Origin of the sequence: Kribbella sp. NPDC003505, assembly GCF_040610875.1 — a bacterium.
Lineage (GTDB): Bacteria > Actinomycetota > Actinomycetes > Propionibacteriales > Kribbellaceae > Kribbella.
This window is the reverse complement of record NZ_JBEXNA010000005.1, coordinates 596,200-621,175: the sequence shown is the minus strand read 5'-3', so window position 1 is coordinate 621,175 and position 24,976 is coordinate 596,200. Positions and strand designations below refer to the sequence as shown.

Below are 24,976 nucleotides of genomic sequence, written 5' to 3'. Positions count from 1 at the left end.
GCCGGGAATGCCTTCAAACACTTGAACTTCCGGCTGTGAACAGTCGGTATCTCTCCGCTCTTGAAACCAAGGGTTACTGCTTGGTAGGAACGTCCGTCAGCTGAGTACTGAACAGTAGTTCAGGTACCTGAAACTTGGATTTTCCGGCGGGGGGTCCCCGGAGTCCGGCAGTGAGTGGAGGACTCAATGCAGCGCAGTACCTTGCTATCCGGTGCGCTGCTGGCCGTCGTCGCGGGTCTGTTGTGTCTGGTCGGAGAAGCTCTCGGTCTGAACACACAGCACGTGGCGCTGGTCGGCGGGGCCCTGGGGGGTGTGGTGGGGCTGGTGCAGGATCGCACTCCGGCGATGCGCGCGACCGGCTTCTTGATCGGGTTGTTCATCGCCTGGCTCGGATTCGCCGTCCGGGCGCTCTATCTGCCGGACTCGGCATCCGGACGGGCCGTCGCGGCCGTCGCCGTGGTAGCCGTCTGCGTGGCGTTCACGGCCGGTTCGGGCGAAAAGATCCCGTTGTGGACGCTGCTGCTCGGCGCGGCCGCGATGGTCGCCGTGTACGAGGAGACTTACACCGCGGACAGTCCGGCCTTCCTGGCCCAGTCGCCGTCGGCGGCCACCGGCGTACTGCTGGCGGCCGGGATCGGGTTCCTGGCGACGTCGCTGCGGCGGCCGCAGCCGGCGCCCCCGGCCGAGCGATCCGAGGTTCCGCCCGACGAGCCGGCCGAAGAAGACGCCTGGGTTCCTGCCGACGACACCCGTGAGTTTGCCTCGACCGAAGGAGACCGTGCGTGACCGCCCGACGCATCACCCGGGGACTGGCTGTCGCCGTCGCCGTCCCGTCCGCTTTCGTCCTGTCGACGTCCCAGGCGCTGGCCACCTCGAGCGCACTCTCGGCCGGACCCGTCACGGTCACCAACACCGAGACGGTGCAGGCCAGGCTCGACCCCAGCGGCAAGGTCGAAGGCGCCCGTATCTACGAGCAGCTCGCCTTCGTCGGCACCGGAAAGGTGAAGGTCGCCAACCCGGTGTCGACCGACAGCCTGCGCAACCTGGACAGCTTCGGCGGCTTCGCGGTCAAGGACGGCAAGATGGCCGTCGACCTGTCGGTGGACGGCGAGCAGCGGATTCGCACCGTCAGCGACTTCGACAAGAAGAAGCTGCCGATCAAGGTCGCCGTCACCTACACCCTGAACGGCAAGAAGCTGTCCAAGCCCGGTGACGTCGTCGGCAAGAAGGGCCGGCTGGAGGCGCACTACGTCGTGGAGAACACCTCGGCCAAGACCGAGTCGGTGACGATCACCGACGGGTACGGCAAGCAGGTCGTCGAACAGGCCGACGTCGTCATTCCGATGGTCGGTCAGCTCACCACGGTGCTGCCGCCCGAGTTCGGCGATGTCACCTCGGCCGAGGCGAACAAGGCCGGCGACGGCAAGGGCGGTACGAAGCTGAGCTTCACCGCGACGCTGTTCCCGCCCGTCGGCGCAGCGACCGCGGAGTTCGGCTGGTCGGCCGAGGTCAAGGACGCGATCGTCCCCGAGGCCGAGCTGACCGCGTTGCCGGTCAGCCCGCTGGAGAGCCCGGCGTTCAAGACCGCGGTCACTGGATACGAGAGCGGCGCGGCGAAGGGCGCCGACCTGGTCGAGGGCGGCACGACGCTCGACTCGAACCTGATCCGGCTGCGGGACGGCGCGCAGAAGCTGCTCACCGGCCTGCTCCAGCTGAACGCCGGTGCGAAGACTCTGAACGAAGGCCTCGCCAACCAGGCCGCGCCTGGTGCCACGAAGCTCTCCAGCGGTGCGTCGCAGCTGGCCGGCGGCATGGCCGAGCTCGAGTCGGGCGCCTCTGTCCTGCGCACGAAGACCGGCGAGGCCGCCAAGGGCGCGAACAAGCTGGACAAGGGCGCGGGCCAACTGCAGAAAGGCGCGAAGGATCTCGCCGCGGGTGCCGGCAAGCTGAAGACCGGCACCGGCAAGCTCGCCTCCGGCCTGGACGAGGCGACCGGCAAGGCTCCGGCCCTGATCGACGGGCTGAACCAGGTCAGCGGCGGCCTGAAGAGCGTCGAGGACGGGCTCGGTCAGATGTACGGCGGCATCGGCCAGCTGCCCGGCAAGGCGAAACCCCTGCACGACGGCGTGGCGCAGCTCCGCGCCGGGATCGGCTCGGTCGGAACCGAGGGAACGCTGCTCGGCGGACTGGAGAGCCTGAAGAAGCAGCTCGCCGCCGCTGGTCCGGGAATCGACAAGATGCGCGGTGGCGTGTACTGCGCGGCGGATGCGCTCGATGCGGTCAGCAACGGCAAGCCGGAAGGAAAGTACAGCGAGGCTTGCTACGGCGCTGCTGCCGCGGTGCTGAACGGTCCGGCCGGGGCGTCGAATGTGGGGCCGGAGACCAACCCGGTGAAGAAGATGATCCTCGACTCGGTGATCGCCCAGATGGGCTCGATGGGCGACCCCGTGCCCGATCTGGACAAGCCGCTGCCGGATTCCGCCAAGCTGCAGGTTGCGCTCGCTTACCTGAAGGGCCGGCTGACCCAGCGCGCCGTACCAGGGATCGCGCAGCTGCAGTGCGGGCTCGACAACCGGGTCTCGGGCTGTCCGGACTCGGAGCCTGGTCTGATGCAGGGCCTCGTGGCGCTGGATGCCGGCGTGGCCAAGCTGGTGTCCGGTGTGGTGGCCAGCGTCCAGGGCGGCGTCGGCACCTCGAAGGACACGCCGGCCAGCAAGACCCTGCGTGGTGGGGTCAACGGGCTGCAGACCGGTGTCGGACAGATCCAGGCGGGTGGCAAGACGCTGCTGGCCGGCCTCAACCAGCTGTCGGACGGCGCTGACCAACTCGACACGGGCGCCGGTGCGCTGTCCACCGGGACCGGCAAGCTCAAGGCGGGTGTCGGCGTGCTGGTGAACGGCACCGGTCAGCTCGACAGAGGGCTCGGCCTGCTGGCCGGCGGTACGGGCAAGCTGGCCGACGGCGTCGGCCAGGCCAAGACGGGCTCGGACCAGCTGGCGCAGGGCTCCAAGGACCTGGCGACCGGCATCGGCGCCGCGGCCGAGGGGTCGGGCAAGCTGTCGGAGGGCCTCAACACTGCCACCGAACAAGCGCCCGCCGTCCCCGACGGCGCCGGCCGGCTCTCGAAGGAAGGTGCGAAGGTGCTGACCAAGAACGGCGCCGACACCGCAGTCGACTTCGGCCGCCGCTACAGCCTGCTCTCCGCTGCCGCAGACCGCGCCAAGACCGAGTCGATGCCGTTCGGTGCTCCCGAGGGTGCGACCGGCGCGACGGCGTACTCGCTCAAGCTGGCCGGGGCCACCGGTGAAGGCGACCGCAGCTGGATCCGTCTGCTCGCCGGCCTGGCCGTGTTCGGTGTCGCCATCGGCGCCACCAGTCTGCTCCGCAGGCGCACCACCTCCTGAGGCTCGCCGCCCGAGCCGGGCCGGTCGTGCGGACCGGCCCGGCTCGGCGGCGTTGTTTGGCCGATCTGGGAGGATCGGAGCAGGGGTCGTGGAAGGACGTTGGATGACTGGGCAGCGTGGTGACGAGCCGGTGCGGGACGGGCCGGGTCCGTACAGCGGGTTGTTCGGTTCCGCTCCGGATACGTACGGCTACCAGACGGCGACGCCGAAGCACGTCACCGTCGCGTCGGTCATCGCGATCGGGCTCGGCGCGCTGTGCCTGCTGCTGGCGGCTCTCACGCTCACATCGGCCGGCGACCAGATCTCCGAAGTGCTCACCGGCTCTCAGGGCAACACACCGGTCGCGGTCGCGGCCACCCTCGTCTGCGCGGTCGTCTACCTGGTCCCCGGGCTCTACCTCCGCAAGCGCCGCGCCTGGGCACGGTACGTGCTGATCGCCGTCGCCGCCATGGGCATCGCGGGCGGGATCATGGCCCTCCCGGCCAGCCTGCTCGGTCTCGCCATCCACGCGACCCTGCTTTTCCTGATGCTCCAGCGACCCACGAGACTCTGGTTCACCCACCGCTGACGCCAGGACCCCGAAACCGTCGCCAGGTTCATTCCCTGAGCTTCTGCAAGCGGTCGAGGGCTTCCTCGAGAACCTCGGGTTGTTTGCAGAAGGCCCAGCGGACCAGGGGGCGGCCGGATTCGGTGTTGTCGTAGAAGACCTGGTGGGGGATGGCGACGACGCCGGCTCGTTCGGGGAGCATGCGGCAGAACTCGATGCCGTCGGTGTGGCCGAGGGGGCGGATGTCGGTGGTGACGAAGTAGGTGCCGGCCGGGCGGTGGACCTCGAAGCCGAGGTCGGCCAGGCCGTCGGCCAGCAGGTCGCGGCGGGCGCGCAGGTCGGCGCGCAGCGCGTCGTAGTAGTCGTTGCCCAGGGCAAGTGCATTGGCGACGGCGGGCTGGAAGGGGGAGCCGGAGGTGAAGGTGAGGAACTGTTTGGCGGTAGTCACCGCGGTCACCACCGAAGGCGATCCGGTCACCCACCCGATCTTCCAGCCGGTGACCGCGAACGTCTTTCCGGCGCTGCTGATCGACACGGTCCGCTCCGCCATCCCGTCGTACGACGCCAGCGGCCGGTGCGCCCCGTCGTACACCAGGTGTTCGTAGACCTCGTCGGTGATGACGACCAGGTCGTGCTCGACCGCGACGTCGCGGATGCCGCGCAGTTCGTCGTCGGTGAGGACCGTGCCGGTCGGGTTGTGCGGTGAGTTGATCAGCAGCACCTTCGTCCGCGGCGTGACCGCGGCGCGCAGCTCGTCGAGGTCCAGCCGGTACGACGGCGCGCGCAGCGTCACCGGTACGCGTCGGCCGCCGGCGAACGCGATGCCGGCCGCGTAGGAGTCGTAGTACGGCTCCAGGGCGATCACCTCGTCGCCCGGCTCGACGAACGCGAGCAGTGCGGCGGCGACCGCTTCCGTCGCGCCGGTGGTGACCAGGACCTGCGTGTCCGGGTCGTACGTCAGGTCGTAGAAGCGCGTCTGGTGGTCGGCGATCGCCTGCCGCAGAGCAGGCACGCCGCGCGCCGGCGCGTACTGGTTCGCGCCCGCGCGGATCGCGGCGATCGCGTCCTCGAGCAGTGAGTCCGGGCCGTCCCGGTCCGGGAAGCCCTGCCCGAGGTTGACCGACCCGGTCGCCAGCGCCAGCGCGGACATCTCCGCGAAGATCGTCGTACCGAGACCGTCCAACCGCTCAGCATGTCCGCGCATCGCCTAACCCTCGACCGCGGTGACCATGTGCGCAAGCCAGGCGCGCGCGGTGGCGCGGTCGGTCGCGGTGAAGGAGGCCTCGAGGTCCTCCTCGACCTTGCGGATCGCCGGGGCCGCCTCGGCCAGCCGGCGTTCGCCCCCGACGGTGAGGTGGACCTGTTGGGTACGCCGGTCCTTCGGGTTCGGCCGCCGTTCGACCAGGTCGGCGCGCTCCATCCCGGCGATCAGCTCGTTGGCGGACTGCCGCGTCGTCCCGACCACGCGGCCGACCTCGGCCACGGTGAGTCCCGGCGACTCCCGGACGCAGAGCAGCGTGCCGTACTGCTGGACCGACAGCCCGTGCTCGTCGAGCGCGACCGCGAGCGCGGACCGCATGCTCAGCCAGGCGTGCCGCACCAGGAAAGTCACACACCCGGTCTCGTCATTGACGTCCATGCACCACATTCTGCCGAAAAAGAGATTGACAGGAACCTGTCAATCTATGACGATGGGAAACCTCGTCAGGGTCCTGTCAATCATAGGAGACTTCGTGTCTGCGATCGACCCCCCGCAAGGTCCACTCCACCAGCGCCGCATCCTCGCGATCCTGGTCGTCTCGGCCGTCCTGATCTGGATCGACTCGACCGTCCTCGGTATCGCTCTCGAACGCCTCGCCGACCCCGTGCAGGGCCTCGGCGCCACGCCCGGCCAACTGCAGTGGGCCGTCGGCATCTACTCGCTGTTGTTCGCCACCGCCCTGTTCCTGGCCGGCGCCCTCGGCGACCGCTACGGCCACCGGACGATCCTGATGCTCGGCCTGCTGATCTTCGGCATCGCCTCGGCCTGGGCCGCCTGGGCCACCGATCCGGTCGGCCTGATCCTCGCCCGCGCGACCATGGGTCTCGGCGGCGCGCTGATCATGCCCACCTCGATGGCGATCATCGGCTGGACCTTCCCGCCCGAGCGCCGGGCCGGCGCGATCGCGATCTGGTCGTCCTCGGCCGGTGTCGGCGTCGCCGTCGGGCCGGTCCTCGGCGGCGTGCTGATCGACCACTTCTGGTGGGGCTCGGTCTTCACGATCAACCTGCCGATCGTCGTGTTCGGCCTGATCGGCGCGGCCGTCGTCCTGCCGAACCCGCGCAGCCCGCAGCGCCGCCGGCTCGATCCGCTCGGCCTCGGCCTGTCCACGCTCGGGCTGCTCGGCCTGTCGTACGGCTTGATCGAGGGCGGTCACCAAGGCGGCTGGGACCGCTGGCAGGTCTGGGCGAGTATCGGTGCGGGCCTGGTGCTGCTCGCCGGCTTCCTGTTCTCCGAGGCGCGTGAGCACGAGCCGAGCTTCGACCCGCGACTGTTCCGCAACCGCCGGTTCGCGGCGGGCAACTTCTCGCTCGCCGCGGTCTTCCTGACGCTCACCGGGCAGAGCTTCTACCTGGCGTTCTACCTGCAGGGCACGCGCGGCATGAGCGCGTTGGACGCCGGCCTGATGTCGTTGCCCGGGGCAATGGGCGTGATCGTCGGCGCACCGCTCGGCGCCCGGCTGGCGGCCCGTTTCGGCGTCGCCAAGGTCTCGGGGACGGCGGTCCTCACGCTCGCGGCCTGCTTCGCGCTCAACCTCACGTACGACGTCGGCACGTCCCTCGTGGTGATCGGGATCATCGGCGGGCTGGCCGGTCTCGCGATCGGCCTGACCGTCGCGCCGACGACCGCGGCGGTGATGGCGACGCTCCCGATGGACCGGATCGGCGCAGGTTCCGCGGTCAGCAACGCGCTGCGCCAGGTCGGCAGCGTGCTCGGCGTCGCCGTCCTCGGGACCGTCGTGTCGTCGACGTACCAGCACCGGATCGCTCCGGAGCTGACCGGCCTGCCGAATTCGGAAGCGATCGGTACGTCGGCCGAGGCGACCCGGCACGCGGCCGGTGTCCTGCACCGGCCGGACCTGGTACAGGTCGCGAACGACACCTTCGTGCACGCGATGCACGTCGCCGCTCTCGTCGCGGCAGGCATCGTCCTCGTCGGCGCGGTCGTCCTCGCGGCAGCGTTCCGGACCCCCAGGCCATCACAATCCGCGGATCCGGAAGGAGTCACGCCGGAGCGCGCAGGCATCGGGTCATTGTGATGGCCTGGGGGTCCGGAGGTACGGCGACGGCGTTGGTGCAGGCCTCCGCTGCGTGTTCAGTTCCACGGGGACGGTGGCGGCGGTGGTACGACGGCCGGCCGGTCTTCGCACCAGGTCGCGCCGGTCCAGCCGCCGTCGTTCCCGCCGAGGAGCCGGACGTCGAACTCCGGCGGGCCGTCGAAGTGGAACGTGCCGCAGTTGTTCACGAACGGCGCCCCGACGTTGCGGGCGTCGACGTTCTCGAACGTCGCCCAGCCGCCGACCCGGGCGTTGACCACGTTGGTCCCCGTGCCGTCGACCTTGATGTTGCGGACGGCGACCCCGGTGATCGCGTAGTCGTCCTTCACCGGCCAGTCGACGACGAACATCATCGCGTTGTACGTCGAGTCCAGGAACGAGCTGTCGGTGATCTCGATCGAGGCGGACATCGTGGACTGCAACGCGTACAGCCAGATCGCGCCGAGACCGATGTCCCAGTTGAGATCGCGCGGGCCGCCCCGAACCGTGGTGTTGCGGGCGAAGGTCAGCGTGCCCTCGAACGGCGTCGCGCCGAACCGCGAGCCGGCGTGCAACGTGCTGCCCTCGCGGATCGGATCGGCGACCAGGTTGTCGGTGACGGCGTTGTCGCGGCCGCCGTAGATCGCGATGTTGTTCGCCAGGACCGGCGTCTGCACGGTGTTGTGGTCGTAGACGTTGTTGTGGTTCGCCAGCCCGGCGGCGTTGGCCTCCGACCACATCGCGAGCCCGTCGTCGCCGCTGTTGCGGACGAAGTTGTTGGTGGCTCGGACGTTCGACACCCCGAGGTGCAGGTTCATGCCGTCGGCGATCGCGTCGGTGACGACGTTGTTGCGGATCAGCAGGCCGTCCATCGGCCCGTCGAGCCAGATGCCGACCTTGGTGTGGTGCAGGTACAGGTTCTCGATCGTGGAGCCGCCGCCGATCGCGCCGCCGATCCCGTTCACCTGGTCGGTGTCGATGCGTTCGCGGACGTCGCTCTCGATCGCGAAGTCCGACAGGTGTACGCCGGTGCTCCCGCCGTCCGCGGCGTACTTGCCGTAGAAGCCGGGCGCGCTGTGCACGGACTTGTCCGGCGCCGGCTGCGCGAGCGGCAGGACGCGGCCCTTGATGATCGTCCACCAGTTCCCGGCGCCGCGGACCGTCACCCGGTCGACGACGATGTGCCGGTTCACCTGGAACGTGCCGGCGGGGATGAACACCGACCAGCCGATCCGCTGGGCAGCCGCGATGGTGCGTTCGATCGCTGGCGCGGCGTCCCGCCGGCCGGTCGGGTCGGCGCCGAACAGCCGGACGTCGAGGGACTTGTCGGGCTGCTTCAACGGAGCATCGACCAGCTCGAAGTCCGCGACGTCGAGGACGGTCCACGCGGCGGGCGTGGTCCGCGGTACGGCGAACCGGACGCGGTCACCGGCCCGGTACGTCCGGTCCAGCAGCACGCGCTGCTCGTCGTAGAAGTGGTTCGGCCGGAACGGCTTCGCGACCGGGTCCGGCTCCGGCTTCCACCAGCCCGGGATCGGGTCGACGTTCGGGTCGTTCGAGAACGGATACATCCCGTACAGCCAGGCGTACTGCGAGGTCAGCGTCATGGTGTGCTTGCGCTTCCCGTTGACGGTCACGTCCAGCGGTGCCGTGATCCCGCCGCCGGCCGGTGCGTCCGGGATGCTGTACCGCAGGGTGAACGCGTTCGCGGGCTGCGTCAGCGTGAACTCGACGTACTGCTTGGGCTGCAGCCGTACGGCGGTGCGCCCGGAGGCCTCGGCCGGCAGCGTGTACGCGTCCCGCCCCGGGCCGATCTTCTCGCCGGTGAAGGCGGCGTTCTCCGCCTCCTGCTCGACGAACGGTACGTCGGCGCCGCGGCCGGCCACGAGCGCCGGGTCGAGCCCGGCCCGGGTGATGTGTGCGGCCGGGGCAGCAGCGGCCGGCTGGATGGTGAGTGTGGCACCGAGGAGCGCGGTGGTCAGCGCGACCGCGAGCAGGCGTGAACGGGACATTGGCGGATCCCCTCCGGACGAAGTGTCTGGAGGTTATGCAGCCGACGGCCGGTGCGCAAGATCTCGACAGGTCAGAGAAATTTCCGGACCATGAAGACGTCGATTGGATCCTCGTCCTCGACGATGAACCCGTGCCGCTCGTACAGCTTGCGGGCCGGGCTGCCTTGGAGAACGTTCAGCCTGACGGTCGCACGATCCGCGTCGGCGGTGCTGAGCACGGTTCGCAGAACGGCGGTGCCGAGGCCCCGGCCCTGGTGGCGCGGGTTCAGGTAGAAGTGCTCGAGCCACCGGACGTCGGCGGTCGCCGGGCGGACGCTGACGGAGCCCGCGAATTCGCCGTCGACCTCGATGATCCGGGTGTGCTCGGGCGCGTAGGCGTCGCGCAGGCGCTGCCGGACGCGGTGTTCGTCGTACCGGCCGAGGCGTTCCAGGTCCGGGCGCATGACGACGGCGCGGAGTTCGGCGAGCTCTTCGAGGTCCTCGTGCGTCGCGGGCCTCAAGGTCCAGTTCACGGCAGTTCCGGTTGGGGATCGGGGCGCAGGGCGCGGAGCCAGAGTTCGGTCTGCGCGATGTGGGCGGAGGCGGCGGTCGCGGCAGCCGCGGGATCGCGAGTGGTGATCGCATCCAGGATCGCCCGGTGGCCGCGGTCGCTGGTCCGCTTGATCGCGTCGAAGTCCGCGCCCGGCTCGAAGATCCGGTAGTGCCCGCCGCGGCCGCGGATCACGCCGGTGAGCGCGGTGACGGTCGAGTTCCCGCCGGCGGTGCAGATCGCGCCGTGGAACTCGGCGTCCAGGTGCTGGATCTCGGTCGCGTCGGTGGTCGACTCGAGCCGGTCGAGGATCGCGCCCAGCCGCTGGGCCAGCTCCGGGTCCTGCCGGGCCGCCGCGGCGGCGGTGGCATGCGACTCGAGCACGCGGCGTACCTCGAGCAGTTCGAGGACGCCTTCAAGCGGGATCAGCTCGACCGACAGCGAGAACCTGCTGATGATCGCCGCCGGGTCCAGGGCCGAGACGTACGTGCCCGACCCGTGCCGGGACTCGATCACGCCGAGCGCGCCGAGCGACCGCACGGCCTCCCGCAGCGAGCTCCGGGACACCCCCAGGTGGTCGCACAACTCGGGCTCCGGCGGGAACTTCGCCCCCGGCCCGAGCTCCCCGGACGCGATCATCTGCCGCAACCCGGCCAGCGCCTTATCCGTAGCAGCCATCCCCTCACCTCCTCACGAAGCGTAAGTCATCAGACCATTTCTGGCACATCGCGCCTGCAGCAGTCCTGCACTCCCAAGTCACGATGGCAATTCATCAGATGTTTGCGCGCAGGAACCCCGGCAGATCACTGGTTCGCCAGCGCCGCGCCGCCAACTGCCCGGACGGCGTCCCGCCGGTCACCCAGACGGTCGTCATCCCGCGCTCGTGCGGTTCGGTCAGGTTCACCTCGAGGTCGTCGAACATCGCGGCGCGGGCCGGGTCGATCCCGAAGGACGACAGGAACGCGTCCAGGCTCTCGGCGTACGGTTTCGGGATCAGCTCGGCCGCGAGGATGTCGAAGACGCCGTCGATGCAGCCGGTCAGCCCGAGCCGTCCGAGCACCTGGTCCGCGTGGTACGCCGACCCGTTCGTGTACACGTACCGTCGGCCGCGCAGCCCGCCGAGCACCTCCGCCAGCACCGGATCGGGGCCGAGGACCGAGTAGTCGATCGTGTGCTCCCACGCGAGGTAGTCGTGCGGGTCGATCGAACGCGTGTTCATCAGGCCGCGCAGGGTCGTGCCGTGGTCGGCCACAAGCTGCTTCTGCAGCCGGAGCGCCTCGGTTTCGCCGGTGCCGAACAGGTTGGCGAGGTAGGCGCGGATCCGGACGTTCATCTGGTCGGCCAGACCGACCTGCGGCTGGTACAAGGTGTTGTCGAGATCCAGCACCCAGGTGTCGATGTCCGCCAGCATCAGGCCAGCGTAGGTGACACACTGGGGGCGTCATCGACGGGAGGACACCACCCATGCCCAAGAGGCCGACTGCCCTCGTCACCGGGCCGGCGACCGGGATCGGCCGGGCGTTCGCGGACAAGCTGGCGCGGGAGGGCTACGACCTGGTGCTGGTGTCGCGGGACGAGGCGCACCTCAAGGAGGTCGCTGCCGAGATCACGCGACTGCACGGTGTCGAGTGCGAAGTGCTGGCCGCCGACCTGACCGACGCGGCCGACCTGGCGCGGGTCGAGGAGCGCTTCCGCACCGGGCCGATCGAGGTGCTGGTGAACAACGCCGGTTTCGGGCAGAAGAAGCCGTTCTGGGAGACCCCGATCGAGGTCGCGGAGAAGCAGTTCGACCTGCTGGTCCGCGTCGTGATGCGGCTGACCCACGCCGCCGTCCAGCCGATGATCGAGCGCGGCTCGGGCGCGGTGGTCAACGTATCCTCGGTGGCCGGATTCCTGCAGCGCAACATCTACAGCGCGCACAAGGCCTGGGTGACGAGCTTCTCGGCCGGCCTGGCGACCGGCCTGCACGCCCAGGGCGTCGCGGTGATGGCGCTGTGCCCCGGCTTCGTGCACACCGAGTTCCACGAGCGGATGGGGATGGACAAGTCGCTCATCCCGTCGTTCCTGTGGCTCGACGCGGCCGACCTGGTCGACGAGGCCTGGAAGGACCTGATGCGCGGCAAGGCGATCTCGATCCCGAGCCGCCGCTACAAGCTGCTGGTCCTCGCCGCCCGCTTCACCCCCCGAGCTCTGATCGCCCGCGTCTCCACCGTCGGCCTGGACGGCCGCCGCCGCTCCTGACCGCAGCAAGGGTCCAACGCCCCTAGGCGGAAACGCTTGCGCGTGGGATCTTGCTGTCTGTCGGCACCTGGGGGGCGCCTGGGGTGGGCGGGCAGGTGCCGGCGGGGGAGGCATGATGAACAGACTGCGCAAGCATGTCGTGGCGACGGTGGCGCTCTCGCTCGCGTCGGCACCGCTGACGGTCGCTCCGCCGGCAACTGCGGCGGTGGTGGCCAATGTCGCGATCTCGGCGGCCACGGCATCGAACGGTACGACGACCTTGAGCTATCGGGCCACGGTGACCCGGGCGGGGACCCTGCGCTACGTCCTCGTCTCGATTCCGCCGGGGTCCGGCGGCCGGATCACGTCGGTCAACGGCGCGGTGCGCACGGTGTCGCCGGGCGTGCTGCAATGGCGTCCGGCCAGGACGCTGACCGTCGCCGTCGGCGCCCGCTTCTCGATTCCGTTCTACGGCGTGCTGCTCCCGAGCGGGGGGCCGTGGACGCTGAGTTTCCGGGCGATCGGGACCACCGGAGCCGCGCTGTCCGCGGGCACCGGCACGCTGATCCGCCCGGCGAACGTCCGGATCACGGCGAGCAACCCGATCCCGGCGCAGCGGAGCACGCTCACGTACGCGGGCACGGTCGGCCGCCCGGGCGTCCTGGCGTTCGTCCGGATGAAGCTGCCCACCGGAGTCCGGGGAACGCTGACGAGCGTCAACGGGACGTTGACGCTCGCGAGCGGTTACGCGACCTGGAGGCCGCGCTCGCAGCTCAGCGTGCGCGGCGGCGACCGGCTGGCGATCCCGATCTACGGCGCCGTGCTGTCCAAGTACGGCGGGATCTTCCGGCTCGGGATGACCGCCACCGCGTCCACCGGCCTGCAACTGATGGCGGGGACCGGAAGCCTCGCGCTGATCGCACCGCCCGCACCGATGCCGACGATCCTTGCCGGCTCGTTCCCGGTACGACCGGCCGGATGCCCGACCGCCTGGCCGACGACGGTCGCCGAGAACGCGAAACCGGGCACCGGCGCGTGGGTCATCCCCACCACGATGAACGGGCCACTGGCGGCGTACCTGACCAAGGTCTCCGCGACCTGTGGCGCCACGGTCGACCTGAAGGTCACGTCCGGCCGGCCGGTCAGCGTGGTGGCCTACCGGATCGGGTACTACCAAGGGCTCGGCGGGCGTGAGGTCTGGCGTCGCGACGGCGTACCCACTGTGGTGCAGCCCGCTCCGACGATCGGTGGGACGGCCAACGGTCACCCGCTGCGGATGGCGTCCGCGGCGAACTGGTCGAAGACATTGACCATCCCGATCGACCGGAACTGGATCCCGGGCACCTACCTGATCAAGGTGAGCGACGGCAGGTACGCCGCCTACGCGCCGCTGACGGTGCGCGACGACACGGGCCGCAAACACAGCCTGCTCATCCAGCAGGCCACCACGACGTGGGAGGCCTACAACTGGTACGGCGGCCGGAGCTTCTACAGCAGCGCGACGACGGGTTCCGGCCGGCTGACGTTCGACCGTCCGTACGCCGAGGGGCAGGGGTCGGGCCAGTTCCTGCCGCTGGAGCAGGGGCTGATCCTGTGGGCGGAATCGATGGGGCTGGACGTCACCTACTGGACCGACAACGACCTCGACGTGTACGGCGGTCAGCTGGCCGCCCGGGCCGGGACCATCTTCCTGCCCGGGCACGACGAGTACTACTCGTTGCGGATGCGGGCATCGATCAGTCAGGCGATCAAGCGCGGCGTCAATGTGGCCAGCTTCGGCGCGAACGCGTCGTACCGGCGGATCACCTTCACCGACAGCACCCGGCGGTACTGGGACGTCGACCGGTACACCGCCGGCGGGAACTCGACGCTGTGGCGCTACCTGGGAGACGCGTACGCGTCGCAACCGCTCCTCGGCGCCGAGTACGGATGCGGCATCTCGGCGGCGAGCCTGAGGACCGGAAGCACTTGGCTGTTCCGTGGCATTCCGGCCGGCACCGTCGTACCGGGGTTCCTCGCCGGCGAGGTCGACTACCTCTGGCCAGGGCTGTACAAGCATCCCGGTTTGGGCATTCTCGGCGGCGGCAGCGCCATCTGCCGGACGACGGGCCGGTCGACACCGATGCACGTCACGGTGTTCGTCGCGCCGTCCGGCGCTCGGGTGTTCAACGGATCGACCTTCACCTACGGCTGTTTCCTCGTTCGCCGGTGCCCTTCGAACCTGGGGATGCCTGCGCAGTCGGTCGCGTCCCGGCGGGTGGTGACCACGATGGTCACCAACGTCACCTCCTGGGTCAGCCGCGGGACGATCACGGTTCCGGGAGGCGCGGCCGCGCCCGAGTTGCGGATCGCGGTGCCCAACCACGAGGTCGCGATCGCCGAGAAGTGAGTCAGAGCTTCTCGGCGACCTCGGTGAGGACGGCGAGGGTGGCGGTGATCAGGGGGTGGTCGGCGCGGCTGGCGCGGACCGCGGCGTAGACGCGGCGCGTCGGGGCGGGCTCGGTGAGGGGGCGGGTGAGCGCGAGCGTCGACTCCGGTACGGCGAGGCGCGGGACGAGGGAGACGCCGCCGCCGGCCGCGACCAGGGCGGCGACGGCGCGGAAGTCGTCGGACTGGTGGACGATCCGCGGCTGGAAGCCCGCCTGCTCACAGGCGAGCAGGACGACGTCGCGGATCGGGTTGCCGGGCGCGGTCATCACCCAGTCGTCGTGGGCGAGCATGCTCAGCTCGAGCGGGTCCCGGTCCGCGGCCGGATGCGCCGGCGGCAGGACGGCGACGAACGGCTCGGCGTACAAGGGGATCCGGGCCAGGCGGCGGTCGTCGGGACGCGGTGAGCCGCGGTGCTCGACCGCGATCGCGAGGTCGGCGTCGCCGTCGAGCAGGTGGGTGATGCCCTGGTGGCCCTCGGCGTCGCGGACGACCAGGTCGAGGCCGGGGCTGGTCTCGCGGAGCCGGGTCAGCGCCGGTGCTACCAGCAGCGTGATCGCGGTCGCGAACGCGACCACGCGGACCTCGCCGTTGGCGCCGTTCGCGTGCAGTCGCATCGCGTCCTCGGCCCGCTCGACCTCGGCGAGGATGGTATCGGTGTGGGCCAGCAGCAGGCGGCCCGCCGAGGTGATCGCCACCCGGCGGCCGCGGCGCTCGAGCAGCTCCTGACCGACCTCGGACTCCAGCGCGGCGAGTTGCTGTGAGACCGCCGAGGGCGTCAGGTGCAGCACCTCGGCGGCCGCGGTCACAGTCCCGTGGTCAGCAAGCGCGCGCAACACCCGCAGCCGTCGTACCTCGATCACGAACCTCAGCTTCGCACAGGTCGGTCGGGACGAGCTTCAGCGCGACAGCCGGCGGCGCCGGCACGCGCCGCTCGCGCCAACGGCGTACGGCGTCGCGGATCGGGTGGCGTTTCGGGACGAAGGGACGCAGCGGAGCAGTTGGCATGGCGGAGTGGGTCTGCTCGTGCATCGTCTTGAGGACGGTATATGGGATGTACATGCTCAGCTCGCAACATCTGTGAGACACGGGGTGGGGTGGCAAGCGTCCGCGGCCGGACGCGACCTGGCGTGGCGGCGTACTGCTCGCAGCGGCCGCAGCAACTCGCGCAGCGGGTGGCGGGGCGGGCGGTGCGGGACGACCGGGGCGTTGGGCCAGGCCGAGTGGACTTCGTCGTGAACCTTCTTGATGACTTCTGTCGGGAAGACGTACATCGGTGTTCCTTTCCTCTGCCTTCGACAGTAGGAAGCGCACGTTGATACGTCCAATGAAAGTTCTGCGCAGAGTTGATGTGTGTGGTGCATGATTGGTGTCATGGAACTGCGGCAGCTCAGGTCGTTCGTGGTGGTGGCCGAGGAGATGAACGTCGGGCGGGCGGCGACGCGGCTGCACCTCACCCAGCCGTCGTTGAGCCGGCAGATCGCGGCGCTCGAGCACGGTCTGGGCGTGGAGCTGTTCGCCCGGGTGAAGCGCCGGTTCGTGCTGACGTCCGCGGGGGAGACGTTCCTGGCCGATGCACGGGACCTGCTGCGGCGGTCCGAGGAGGCGGTCCGGGCGGCGCAGCGGACGCAGCGCGGTGAGCTCGGGACGTTGCGGCTGCGGTTCGTGCAGTCCGCGACGTTCGAGGTGCTGCCGCGGCTGCTGGGCGCCTTCCGGCAGGCGTACCCGGAGGTGGTGCTCGACCTGGAGTCGTGGACGACCCTGCGGCAGACCGAGGCGCTGCGCGACGGGCGGATCGACGTGGGGCTGCTACGGCCCAGCACGCCCGCCGGTGCGAGCGCCGTCGTTCAGCTCGCGCCGAAGCTGACGTCGCGGGTGGTTGCCGAGGACGCGTTGGTGGTCGCGTTGCCGGCACAGCACCGGCTGGCGCGGCGCAAGCGGCTGCGGCTGGCCGACCTCGCGGAGGAGCCGTTCGTCTTCTATGCGCGGCCGAGCGGGCCGGTCGTGCACGACACGATCGTCGGGTACTGCCGCGCCGCCGGCTTCACGCCGCGGATCGAGCAGGAAGCGGTCGACGTCCAGACGATCGTGTCGCTGGTCGCGGCCGGACTCGGCGTCTCGCTGCTGATCGGCCCGACGCCGCCGTCCAACCCCGACGCAGTCGCGTACCGCGAGTTGTCCGACGACCTGCCACCCTGGCAACTCTCCGTAGCCTGGTCCCCGGACAACCGCTCCCCGGTCCTCGCCCGCTTCCTGGAACTGGTTTAGGTCCTAGCCGAAGACGTCCGGGTCGCCGCCGGTCCGGACGCCGGTCTCCAGGTCCGCGATCGCGGCCATGTCGTCGTTGTCCAGCCGGAAGTCGAAGACCTCGAAGTTCTCCCTGATCCGGCTCGGCGTGACGGTCTTCGGGATCACCACGTTGCCGAGCTGCAGGTGCCAGCGGATCATCACCTGGGCCGGGGACTTGCCGTACTTGTCGCCGATCGTCTTCAGCACCGGGTTGCCGATCAGCTCGCCGGAGGCCAGCGGGCTCCACGCCTGCGTGACGATGTCGTTCTCGGCGTTGAACGCGCGCAGCTCGTCCTGCGGCAGCGCCGGGTGCAGCTCGATCTGGTTCACCGCCGGACGGATCGTGGTCTCCTCGAAGATCCGCCGCAGCGCGGGCTCGTGGAAGTTCGACACGCCGATCGCGCGGACCCGCTTGTCGGCGTACAGCTGCTCGAAGGCCTTCCAGGTGTCGACGTACAGGTCCCGCTGCAGCGACTGCCAGTGGATCAGGTACAGGTCGACGTACTCGAGGCCGAGCTTGGCCAGGCTCTGGTCGAACGCCTTCAGCGTGCTGTCGTACCCCTGGTCGGAGTTCCACAGCTTGGTGGTGATGAACAACTCGTCACGCGGGATGTCCGACGCGGCGATCGCGCGGCCGACGCCTTCCTCGTTCCCGTAGATCGCGGCGGTGTCGATGTGCCGGTAGCCGGTCTCGAACGCCGTCGTCACGACGTCGGTGACGATCGAGTCCTCGACCTGCCAGACCCCCAGGCCCAGCTGCGGAATCTCGACGCCGTTGTCCAGAGTGATGGAGGGGACTGTGCTCATCCACCCATTCCACCCGGCAAAGGGTTTCTGGCCCAGTCATCCGACGTGTGACAACAACCTCATTAACCGGTAGTAACCACTGCGTAGGACTTGGCATCGGGCTCCAGGAAGCGGACCAGCCCGGCGCCCTCCCGCTCCAGCTCGGCCTGCGTCTTCTTCAGCGTCCGGCCGAACGGCGCCAGCGTGAGAGTGGCCACACCACGCTTCTTCTCGGTCGTCCACAGCCCGGCGACCAGACCGTCGACGGTGTACGTCGCCTTGACCCGGAGGTTCTTCGTGAACACGGCCGGCTTGTGCTCGTCGGCGATGATCCGCTCGCGTTTCGCGTGCGACAGCAGCACGTTGTCGAACTCCGGCAGGAACCGCACCGGCGCCGGCGTCTCCGGATCGGGGCGGGGCGCGTCGGGTACGTCGTACAGCGTCTTGCCCGCCTCGTCCGTGAAGGTCTCGAGCTCCAGCTCGTCGAACAGCGGCTTCGCCTTCTGCAGTCCCGACCAGGTCTGGAAGTCCGCGGGGGTGGCCGGTCCGAAGGCCTGCAGGTACCGCGTGACGAGTTCCTTGGTCTGGGCGCGGCGGTGCAGCTTCTTCCCGATCCACTCCTCGGCCGGCGTGAACTTGGAGTTCGCCGCCCAGGACCAGCGGACATCCGTTGGGTACACCACCAAGGGCACCAGCATCCGCGTGCAGAACCCGAGTGCCCGCTCGTTCACGTCCGGGAACTGCTGCTGCAACGCGTCCCGCACCTCGGTGAACGTCAGCGGCTCCTTCGCGAGCAGCTTCTCCGCCGCGGCAACGACCTTCGCCGGCTCCAGCCCGGCGCCACGATCGCCGAGCACCTTCAAGCCGGCCTCGAGCACCGGCGCGACCGTCACACGGAACCGCAGGTAGTCCGCTGCGGTCACCAGATGCAGCGTCCCGCGGAACAGCGTGCCCCGCACGACGTCCCGCTCCTGGACGGCGCGATCCAGCTCGGACTCCTCGAACCCGTCGATCCGCGACCACAACCCGACGTACGGATGCTTGGCCTCCTGGCCCTGCATCCCCACCAGCCGGCCGACCACGTCGACGGCCGGCACCGCTTCCCTGTCCAGCAGAAGCTGCCGCGCCAACGTCGCCCTGTTGATCGCCCGCCCGCTCATCACCGCCATGCACGCATCTTCGCGTACGGCGCCGACAACTTCAGCTGTAGTCCTTCTCGTCGTACTTCGGGAGGCCGAGAAGCCGGCGGATCTGCGCGGACGGGGCCTTGCCGCCCGCGGCCGTCGCGAGCTTCAGGTGGTCCGCCATCTCCGACTTGCTCTCGCTGGCCGCGACCTCGAGCCAGTGCGGGCGCGCGGCCGCGTCCGCCTTCGCCAGGGCCCGCATCTGCGTCGAGACCCGGGCCGGCCAGACTGTCGACCGCAGCGCGGTGTACTCCGCGAGGTTCGCCGCGGCCACCGCCTTGGCCCTGTTCTGCAACGTCTCGAGGGACATGTTCTCGTTCGCGGCCTTCTCGAACCGCTCGAGCGCCACGTTGTACGCCCGGGTGATCTGCAGGTACTTCGCACCGGCGGCGGCGACCGTCATCGCCGGCGACGACGACCGCACGACCGGGACACTCCGCGCCGGAGTCGGCGGCGCATAAGCCCCGCCCGGCGCCGACGGAGTCACCGAAGGCCCACTCGACAACGCCGGCGACGGCGCCGTCGCCCCCGTCCCGTCATCGGCCCCGCATCCGGCCACACACGTCAAGCACGTCGAACACAGCACCCCGACAACGGCCAGCATCTGGCGCATAAAGCTCCTCACCCAGTGCGAACCGGACAACCCTAGCGGCGACGGCTGTCCTTCGCGCCCCGGCCCCTGAATCCTTCGGTTCCCGCGGATCTCGCCCCTCGCGGATGATTCCGAGCGGTCACCGCGGGTGCGATCTTGCTCCTGAAAGACCCGAGCGAACGAGGGAGCAGGAGTCATGGCCTTTGACACCTTCATGGCCTACGTCGGGGTGTACGACGACGTCGCCGACGCAGAGGCGGATTACCAGCTCGTCAAGGAGCTGCACACCAAAGCCAACCTGATCGACGCGTACGACGCCGCCGTCATCGAGCGTCGCGAGGACGGCAAGGTCAAGATCACCAAGAAGCACGAGACACCGACCCGGGCCGGCGGAGTCCTGGGTGGCGGCGTGGGTCTGGCCACCGGCCTGGTCGTCGCGCTGTTTCCGTTCGCGGCGATCGGCGGCGGGTTGCTCGCGGCCACGACCGCGGGCGGAGCCGTCCTGGGCGCGGTCGCGGGACATGCCTCCGCGGGCATGAGCCGGAGCGACCTGAAGGAGCTCGGCGAGAGCCTCGACGCCGGCCAGGCCGGGCTGGTGGTCGTCGGCGTGTCCGACATGGGCGCCAAGATCGAAGAATCGATGAAGCACGCGAAGAAGACCGAGGCGAAGCAGATCAAGGCCGACGCCGCCGAGATCGAACGCGACGCCCGCGCCGCGGGCGCTGCCTCTGCGGCCGGTTAGCCGAACGCGGGCGGGGACGCGGTGGCCAGGCGAGCGGGATCCGGCAGCGCCGGCTCGTTGCCGCTGACGGTGCGGATCGTCGGGGTGGCGTTGGCGGCCGTGCTCCTCGGTTCCTGTGGAGGGAACGGAGGAGTCAGCCTGCCCTCTCCGACGGTGACGCGCACGGCCAGCGGGCTGCCGTCCCCCACGGCGACGGTCCCGGAACCGACCCGCACGCCGGCGTCCGCGGAATCCAGTCGGACGCCGGCGCCGGGAACCCGTACGCCGGACGACACCGAGACGCCGTCCCCGCCTGCTCCCACCCGGACGTCCGCGCCGGCGCAGGCAGAGCCGACCCCCGCCGAGTCGTCGGTGATCGTGGTGGCCCCGACGCCGACGCAGACGGCGCCGCGCACCTCGCCGACGCAGACGGCGCCGCGAACCTCGCCGACGCAGACGGCGCCGCGAACCTCGCCGACGCAGACGGCGCCGCCCACCTCGCCGGCCCGGACAGCGGCCACGCAGGCCCCGACGGTCTCGCCGTCCGTGCAGCCGTCGTCGTCCGAGTCGAGTGGCCCGCCTTCGTGGCTGTGGTGGGTGCTCGGGGCGGTCGTCGTGCTCGCGCTCGTCATCGGAGTTCCGCTGCTGGTGCGGTCGCGCCGCCGTGCCAAGTTCTGGCGGGCCGACCTCGCATCCGCCGAGGGCGAGGTGGCGTGGTTCTCCCGCAGTCTCATCCCCGAACTCCGCCGGCTGGGCTCACCGGCAGAAGTGACCGGCGGCTGGAACATCGCAGCGAGCCGGATCACCGCGCTGGAGGACAAGCTGACCGCGCTCGAGCCGTCGGCCCCGGACGATGCCGCGCAGAACCGCGCCCGGTCGCTGCGCGACGCCGTACGAACGGCGCGGGCACGCATCGACGGCCTGCTGACATCCGCCGTCCCGGTCCTGGTGTCGCAGGGCCTGGACGCGGTGGCCGCCGACCTCGAGCAGGCCTTGCGGCCACCGGAGCCCCCGTTGGACTGAGTCAGCCTGCGAGGGCGTCCCGAGCCTCGATGAACGCCGCGATCGCGGTTTCGACGTCCTGGGTGGAGTGAGCCGCCGACAACTGGACGCGGATGCGTGCCTTGCCCTGCGGTACGACGGGATACGAGAACCCGATCACGTAGATCCCGAGGTCGAGCAGCTTGTCCGCCAGCCGCCCGGCTTCGGCGGCGTCGCCGATCATCACCGGGGAGATCGGGTGGTCGCCGGGGAGGACGTCGAAACCGGCCTCGGTCATCTTGGTCCGGAAGAGCTTGGTGTTGGCCGCGAGCTTGTCGCGCAGGTCGCTCGACCCGCCGATCAGCTCGAGCGCCTTCAGCGACGCCGCGGTGACCGCCGGCGCCAGCGAGTTCGAGAACAGGTACGGACGGGAGCGCTGGCGCAGCAGCTCGACGATCTCGCGGCGGGCGGACACGTAGCCGCCGGACGCGCCGCCGAGGGCCTTGCCGAGAGTGCCGGTGACGATGTCGACGCGGTCCTTCACGCCGAACAGCGACGGCGTACCGGCGCCGTCCGGGCCGACGAAACCGACCGCGTGCGAGTCGTCGACCATCACCAGCGCGTCGTACCGCTCGGCCAGGTCGCAGATCTCGTCGAGCGGCGCGACGTACCCGTCCATCGAGAACACGCCGTCGGTGGCGATCAGCCGGTAGCGCGCGTCGGCGGCGTCCTTCAGCTGGGCTTCCAGGTCGGCCATGTCGCGGTTCTTGTACCGGTACCGGCGGGCCTTCGACAGGCGGATGCCGTCGATGATGCTGGCGTGGTTCAGCTCGTCGGAGATGATCGCGTCCTCGGCGCCGAGCAAGGTCTCGAACAGGCCGCCGTTGGCGTCGAAGCAGGAGCTGTAGAGGATGGTGTCCTCGGTGCCGAGGAAGGTGCTCAGGGCAGCTTCCAGGTCCTTGTGGATCTGCTGCGTGCCGCAGATGAAGCGCACCGAGGACAGGCCGAAGCCCCACCGGTCGAGGGCTTCCTTGGCGGCGGCGACCACCTCCGGGTGGTCGGACAGGCCCAGGTAGTTGTTGGCGCAGAAGTTCAGCACCTCGTTGCCGGTAGCAACAGAGATCAAGGCCTGCTGGGGTGAGGTGATCACCCGCTCGGACTTGTACAGCCCGGCGTCCCGGATGTCGCCGATGGTCGCCAACAGGTCGTCCCGCATCCGCCCGAACATCAGTGCTTCTCCTCCAGCGTCTCAGCCGTCCAGTCCATGATCACCTTGCCGCACTGCCCCTGGCGCGCAACGTCGAAGGCGCGCTCGAAGTCGCCGTACCCGAACCGGTGCGTGATCACCGGCGTCAGGTCGAGCCCGCGCTCCAGCATCACCGACATCGAGTACCAGGTCTCGAACATCTCCCGGCCGTAGATGCCCTTGATGGTCAGCATGTTCAGCACCACCGTGCCCCAGTCGATCGCGATCTCGTCCGACGGCAGGCCGAGCATCGCGATCTTCCCGCCGTGGTTCATGTTCGCGATCATGTCCCGCAGCGCGGCCGGCTGCCCGGACATCTCCATCCCGACGTCGAAGCCCTCGCGCATTCCGAGGCCCTGCTGGGCCTGCGCGATGGACTGCTCGGCCACGTTCACCGCGCGGGTCACGCCGATCTTGCGGGCCAGGTCGAGGCGGTACTCCGACAGGTCGGTGATCACCACGTTCCGGGCGCCGGCGTGCAGCGCGACCGCGGCGGCCATCACCCCGATCGGACCGGCGCCGGTGATCAGCACGTCCTCGCCGACGAGCGGGAACGACAGCGCCGTGTGGACGGCGTTGCCGAACGGATCGAAGATCGCGGCGACGTCGAGGTCGACGGTGCCGTTGTCGTCCTTGTGCACCCACGCGTTCGTGGCCGGCAGCGCGACGTACTCCGCGAACGCGCCCGGCACATGGACGCCGAGGCCGCGGGTCTTGATGCACAGGTGCCGGCGTCCGGCGCGGCAGTTGCGGCAGCGGCCGCACACCAGGTGCCCCTCGCCGCTGACCAGGTCGCCGACCGCGACGTCGCGGACCCCGACGCCGATCTCGACCACCTCGCCGCAGAACTCGTGCCCGGTGACCATCGGCACCGGCACGTTCTTCTGCGCCCAGTGGTCCCAGCTCTGGATGTGCAGGTCGGTGCCGCACAACCCGGTCCGGAGCACCTTGATCAGGACCTCGTCGGCCTCGATCTTCGGCTCCGGTACGTCCTGCAACCACAGGCCTGGCTTCGCCTCGGCCTTCACGAGCGCCTTCATGCCCACATCGTCGTCCGGGGCAACCATCGGCGTCCATCGACACGTCGTGCACAGCCTTTGCAGCCGAACTGCATACTTGGGCGTATGCGGGGAGTAGTCAGGGGACTCGGAATCGTGTTCCTCGTGGCCGGGGCCGGGCTGCTCGGCTGGGTCGGCTGGCAGTACTTCGGGACGGGGATCACCGCGAACCGGCAGATGGACAAGGCCGAGAGCTCGCTGCGCGATCAGTCGCGGGCGCCGAAATCGCCGGACACCGCGTCACGCACGGCTCGCCGTTCCGCAAGCTGCTCGAGCTCGAGAAGGGCGACCAGGTCGTCGTCGAGACCCAGGACGCCGTCTACACCTACGAACTCGACGCCTCGCCCCGCGACCTGACCGCCAACTGGTGCGCGTGAGCAAGAAGTAGGTGCGCCCCGCCGGTGATCTAAGCTCAAGGCTCATGAGCTACGACCGGGACGGACTGCTGGAGCAGGTCAAGAGCAAGGCGATCGTGCACGGCCGGGTGACGCTGGCGTCGGGCAAGGAAGCCGACTACTACGTCGACCTGCGCCGGATCACCCTCGACGCCGCCGCGGCGCCGCTGATCGGCCCGGCGATGCTCGAGCTGACCAAGGACCTGGAGTACGACGCGGTCGGCGGGCTGACGCTCGGCGCGGACCCGGTCGCGATGTCGATGCTGCACGCAGCCGCCCAGCAGGGCCGGACGCTCGACGCGTTCGTCGTCCGCAAGGCCGAGAAGACGCACGGTCTGCAGCGGCGGATCGAGGGGCCGGACGTGACGGGCCGGCGGGTGCTGGCGGTCGAGGACACGTCGACGACGGGCGGATCGGTGTTGACCGCCGTCGAGGCGTTGCGTGCGGCCGGTGCCGAGGTCGTCGCGGTCGCGGTGATCGTGGACCGGTCGACCGGGGCGCAGGAGCGGGTCGAGGCGGAGGGTCTGGAGTACCGGTCGGTGTTCGGTCTCGAGGACCTGGGGCTCGGCTGATGCAGAGCAGCACCCTGCTGATCGTCCTGCTGGCGATCGTCGTCGGCGTCGGCCTTGCCTGGTTCAACTACTACCGCGCGAAGAAGCGCCGGGAGCTGTTCGCCGGTTTCGCCGCCCAGCACGGCTGGTCGTACGTCCCGGCCAACCACTCGCTGGCCGGGCAATGGGCCGGTACACCGTTCCGCACCGGGGACAACTGGCGCGTCAAGAACGTGCTGTCCGGGCCTTACAACGGGCACCAGATGGTTGCCTTCGACTACAGCTACCAGACCCACACCACGAACGGGAAAGGCCAGCGCCGGACGACCACCCACAACTTCGGCGTGGTCGTGCTGCAGCTGCCGGGCGCGCTGCCGCACCTCGAGGTGACGCACGAGGGGATCTTCGGCGGCGCGGTCGCGAACGCGCTCGGGTTCCGCGACCTCCAATTCGAGAGCGAGCAGTTCAACCGGGCGTTCCGGGTCAAGGCCGACGACGAACGGTTCGGGCACGCGGTGGTGACGCCGCGGATGATGGAGATGCTGCTCGCCCGCGGCGAGATCGGCTGGCGGGTCGAGGGCAACTCGCTGGTCGGCTGGGACAGCGGCGCGCACGACCCGACCGAGGTGCTGAACCGGCTCGCGCTGCTCGAGCAGGTCGTGCTGAACGTTCCGCCGTACGTCTGGCGCGACTACGCCGGCGTCGACCCCCGCCTGCGGTAACCACCGGGCGGACCCG

25 protein-coding genes are annotated in these 24,976 nt (G+C 69.9%); 12 read left to right on the top strand and 13 right to left on the bottom strand.

Translation table 11 applies throughout. The annotated features are described in order from the left end of the window. Window positions 1-186: 186 nt before the first annotated feature. The 3 genes from ABZX12_RS20930 (at window position 187) to ABZX12_RS20920 (ending at window position 3,972) form a co-directional block, all read left to right on the top strand. On the top strand, window positions 187-786 hold the full coding sequence (locus ABZX12_RS20930) for a hypothetical protein (RefSeq protein WP_355695355.1): 600 nt from the start codon (window positions 187-189) through the stop codon (window positions 784-786). Beyond that, window positions 783-3,404, top strand: a complete 2,622-nt coding sequence (locus ABZX12_RS20925; protein ID WP_355695353.1) for a hypothetical protein — start codon at window positions 783-785, stop codon at window positions 3,402-3,404. Before ABZX12_RS20930 ends, ABZX12_RS20925 begins: the two co-directional genes overlap by 4 nt. A 103-nt stretch (window positions 3,405-3,507) precedes the next feature. Then, the gene (locus ABZX12_RS20920; protein WP_355695351.1) at window positions 3,508-3,972 is read left to right on the top strand and encodes a hypothetical protein; all 465 of its coding nucleotides are present in this window, start codon (window positions 3,508-3,510) and stop codon (window positions 3,970-3,972) included. Window positions 3,973-4,000: 28 nt separating this feature from the next. Here the strand turns inward: ABZX12_RS20920 and ABZX12_RS20915 are convergent, their stop codons facing one another. Both ABZX12_RS20915 and ABZX12_RS20910 read right to left on the bottom strand, forming a co-directional pair. Further along, window positions 4,001-5,155: a pyridoxal phosphate-dependent aminotransferase gene (locus tag ABZX12_RS20915; RefSeq protein ID WP_355695349.1), complete on the bottom strand. Its 1,155-nt coding sequence runs from the start codon at window positions 5,153-5,155 to the stop codon at window positions 4,001-4,003. A 3-nt stretch (window positions 5,156-5,158) separates the two neighbouring features. Next, window positions 5,159-5,590 carry a MarR family transcriptional regulator gene (locus ABZX12_RS20910; protein WP_355695347.1) on the bottom strand — a complete coding sequence of 144 codons (432 nt, stop codon included), beginning with the start codon at window positions 5,588-5,590 and terminating at the stop codon, window positions 5,159-5,161. A gap of 94 nt (window positions 5,591-5,684) precedes the next feature. Here ABZX12_RS20910 and ABZX12_RS20905 point away from each other — a divergent pair, with 94 nt between their 5' ends. Next, window positions 5,685-7,250: an MFS transporter gene (locus ABZX12_RS20905; RefSeq protein ID WP_355695346.1), complete on the top strand. Its 1,566-nt coding sequence runs from the start codon at window positions 5,685-5,687 to the stop codon at window positions 7,248-7,250. Window positions 7,251-7,306: 56 nt separating this feature from the next. On the opposite strand, the gene ABZX12_RS20900 is transcribed toward ABZX12_RS20905, so the two are convergent. From ABZX12_RS20900 to ABZX12_RS20885, 4 genes are all read right to left on the bottom strand, one after another. Next, a complete protein-coding gene (locus tag ABZX12_RS20900) occupies window positions 7,307-9,259 on the bottom strand; it encodes a glycosyl hydrolase family 28-related protein (RefSeq protein WP_355695344.1) in 1,953 nt (650 codons plus the stop codon). A gap of 71 nt (window positions 9,260-9,330) precedes the next feature. Next, on the bottom strand, window positions 9,331-9,771 hold the full coding sequence (locus ABZX12_RS20895) for a GNAT family N-acetyltransferase (RefSeq protein ID WP_355695342.1): 441 nt from the start codon (window positions 9,769-9,771) through the stop codon (window positions 9,331-9,333). After that, window positions 9,768-10,466 (bottom strand): FCD domain-containing protein, encoded by a 699-nt coding sequence (locus ABZX12_RS20890; RefSeq protein ID WP_355695340.1) that lies wholly within the window; start codon window positions 10,464-10,466, stop codon window positions 9,768-9,770. Before ABZX12_RS20890 ends, ABZX12_RS20895 begins: the two co-directional genes overlap by 4 nt. Before the next feature lie 94 nt (window positions 10,467-10,560). Beyond that, entirely contained in the window at window positions 10,561-11,199 is a 639-nt protein-coding gene (locus ABZX12_RS20885) for a pyrimidine 5'-nucleotidase (protein WP_355695339.1), read from the bottom strand. Window positions 11,200-11,252: 53 nt separating this feature from the next. Between ABZX12_RS20885 and ABZX12_RS20880 the strand changes: the two genes are divergently transcribed. Both ABZX12_RS20880 and ABZX12_RS20875 read left to right on the top strand, forming a co-directional pair. Beyond that, entirely contained in the window at window positions 11,253-12,029 is a 777-nt protein-coding gene (locus ABZX12_RS20880; protein WP_355695337.1) for an SDR family oxidoreductase, read from the top strand. Between the two features lie 115 nt (window positions 12,030-12,144). Further along, entirely contained in the window at window positions 12,145-14,397 is a 2,253-nt protein-coding gene (locus ABZX12_RS20875) for a N,N-dimethylformamidase beta subunit family domain-containing protein (RefSeq protein WP_355695335.1), read from the top strand. 1 nt (window position 14,398) lies between these two features. On the opposite strand, the gene ABZX12_RS20870 is transcribed toward ABZX12_RS20875, so the two are convergent. Then, the gene (locus ABZX12_RS20870) at window positions 14,399-15,298 is read right to left on the bottom strand and encodes a LysR family transcriptional regulator (protein WP_355695333.1); all 900 of its coding nucleotides are present in this window, start codon (window positions 15,296-15,298) and stop codon (window positions 14,399-14,401) included. A 511-nt stretch (window positions 15,299-15,809) separates the two neighbouring features. On the opposite strand from ABZX12_RS20870, the gene ABZX12_RS20865 reads away from it, so the two are divergent. Beyond that, entirely contained in the window at window positions 15,810-16,703 is an 894-nt protein-coding gene (locus ABZX12_RS20865; RefSeq protein ID WP_355695331.1) for a LysR family transcriptional regulator, read from the top strand. Between the two features lie 3 nt (window positions 16,704-16,706). Here the strand turns inward: ABZX12_RS20865 and ABZX12_RS20860 are convergent, their stop codons facing one another. From ABZX12_RS20860 to ABZX12_RS20850, 3 genes are all read right to left on the bottom strand, one after another. Further along, entirely contained in the window at window positions 16,707-17,531 is an 825-nt protein-coding gene (locus ABZX12_RS20860; RefSeq protein ID WP_355695330.1) for an aldo/keto reductase, read from the bottom strand. 62 nt (window positions 17,532-17,593) lie between these two features. Further along, window positions 17,594-18,679 (bottom strand): winged helix DNA-binding domain-containing protein, encoded by a 1,086-nt coding sequence (locus ABZX12_RS20855; RefSeq protein ID WP_355695328.1) that lies wholly within the window; start codon window positions 18,677-18,679, stop codon window positions 17,594-17,596. A 31-nt stretch (window positions 18,680-18,710) separates the two neighbouring features. Further along, the gene (locus ABZX12_RS20850) at window positions 18,711-19,118 is read right to left on the bottom strand and encodes a hypothetical protein (protein WP_355695326.1); all 408 of its coding nucleotides are present in this window, start codon (window positions 19,116-19,118) and stop codon (window positions 18,711-18,713) included. Window positions 19,119-19,482: 364 nt separating this feature from the next. Here ABZX12_RS20850 and ABZX12_RS20845 point away from each other — a divergent pair, with 364 nt between their 5' ends. Further along, a complete protein-coding gene (locus ABZX12_RS20845; RefSeq protein WP_355695324.1) occupies window positions 19,483-20,028 on the top strand; it encodes a hypothetical protein in 546 nt (181 codons plus the stop codon). On the opposite strand, the gene ABZX12_RS20840 is transcribed toward ABZX12_RS20845, so the two are convergent. Next, window positions 20,025-20,639, bottom strand: a complete 615-nt coding sequence (locus ABZX12_RS20840; RefSeq protein ID WP_355695322.1) for a hypothetical protein — start codon at window positions 20,637-20,639, stop codon at window positions 20,025-20,027. The genes ABZX12_RS20845 and ABZX12_RS20840 overlap by 4 nt on opposite strands. Between ABZX12_RS20840 and ABZX12_RS20835 the strand changes: the two genes are divergently transcribed. Next, window positions 20,623-21,030, top strand: coding sequence for a hypothetical protein (locus tag ABZX12_RS20835; RefSeq protein ID WP_355695320.1), 408 nt, complete (start codon window positions 20,623-20,625; stop codon window positions 21,028-21,030). The two genes, ABZX12_RS20840 and ABZX12_RS20835, sit on opposite strands and share 17 nt — an antisense overlap. Window position 21,031: 1 nt before the next feature. Here ABZX12_RS20835 and ABZX12_RS20830 read toward each other — a convergent pair whose 3' ends face one another. Together ABZX12_RS20830 and tdh are read right to left on the bottom strand one after the other, a co-directional pair. After that, a complete protein-coding gene (locus ABZX12_RS20830) occupies window positions 21,032-22,216 on the bottom strand; it encodes a glycine C-acetyltransferase (RefSeq protein WP_355695318.1) in 1,185 nt (394 codons plus the stop codon). Further along, on the bottom strand, window positions 22,216-23,274 hold the full coding sequence (gene tdh / locus ABZX12_RS20825; protein ID WP_355695316.1) for an L-threonine 3-dehydrogenase: 1,059 nt from the start codon (window positions 23,272-23,274) through the stop codon (window positions 22,216-22,218). Before tdh ends, ABZX12_RS20830 begins: the two co-directional genes overlap by 1 nt. On the opposite strand from tdh, the gene ABZX12_RS20820 reads away from it, so the two are divergent. Genes ABZX12_RS20820 through ABZX12_RS20810 form a run of 3 tightly spaced genes read left to right on the top strand, consistent with a single transcriptional unit; the run spans window position 23,241 to window position 24,960 of the window. After that, window positions 23,241-23,669, top strand: a complete 429-nt coding sequence (locus tag ABZX12_RS20820; RefSeq protein ID WP_355695457.1) for a sortase — start codon at window positions 23,241-23,243, stop codon at window positions 23,667-23,669. The two genes, tdh and ABZX12_RS20820, sit on opposite strands and share 34 nt — an antisense overlap. Before the next feature lie 44 nt (window positions 23,670-23,713). Continuing rightward, window positions 23,714-24,259, top strand: a complete 546-nt coding sequence (pyrE, locus tag ABZX12_RS20815; RefSeq protein ID WP_355695314.1) for an orotate phosphoribosyltransferase — start codon at window positions 23,714-23,716, stop codon at window positions 24,257-24,259. Beyond that, entirely contained in the window at window positions 24,259-24,960 is a 702-nt protein-coding gene (locus tag ABZX12_RS20810; RefSeq protein ID WP_355695313.1) for a hypothetical protein, read from the top strand. Before pyrE ends, ABZX12_RS20810 begins: the two co-directional genes overlap by 1 nt. Window positions 24,961-24,976 lie beyond the last annotated feature (16 nt).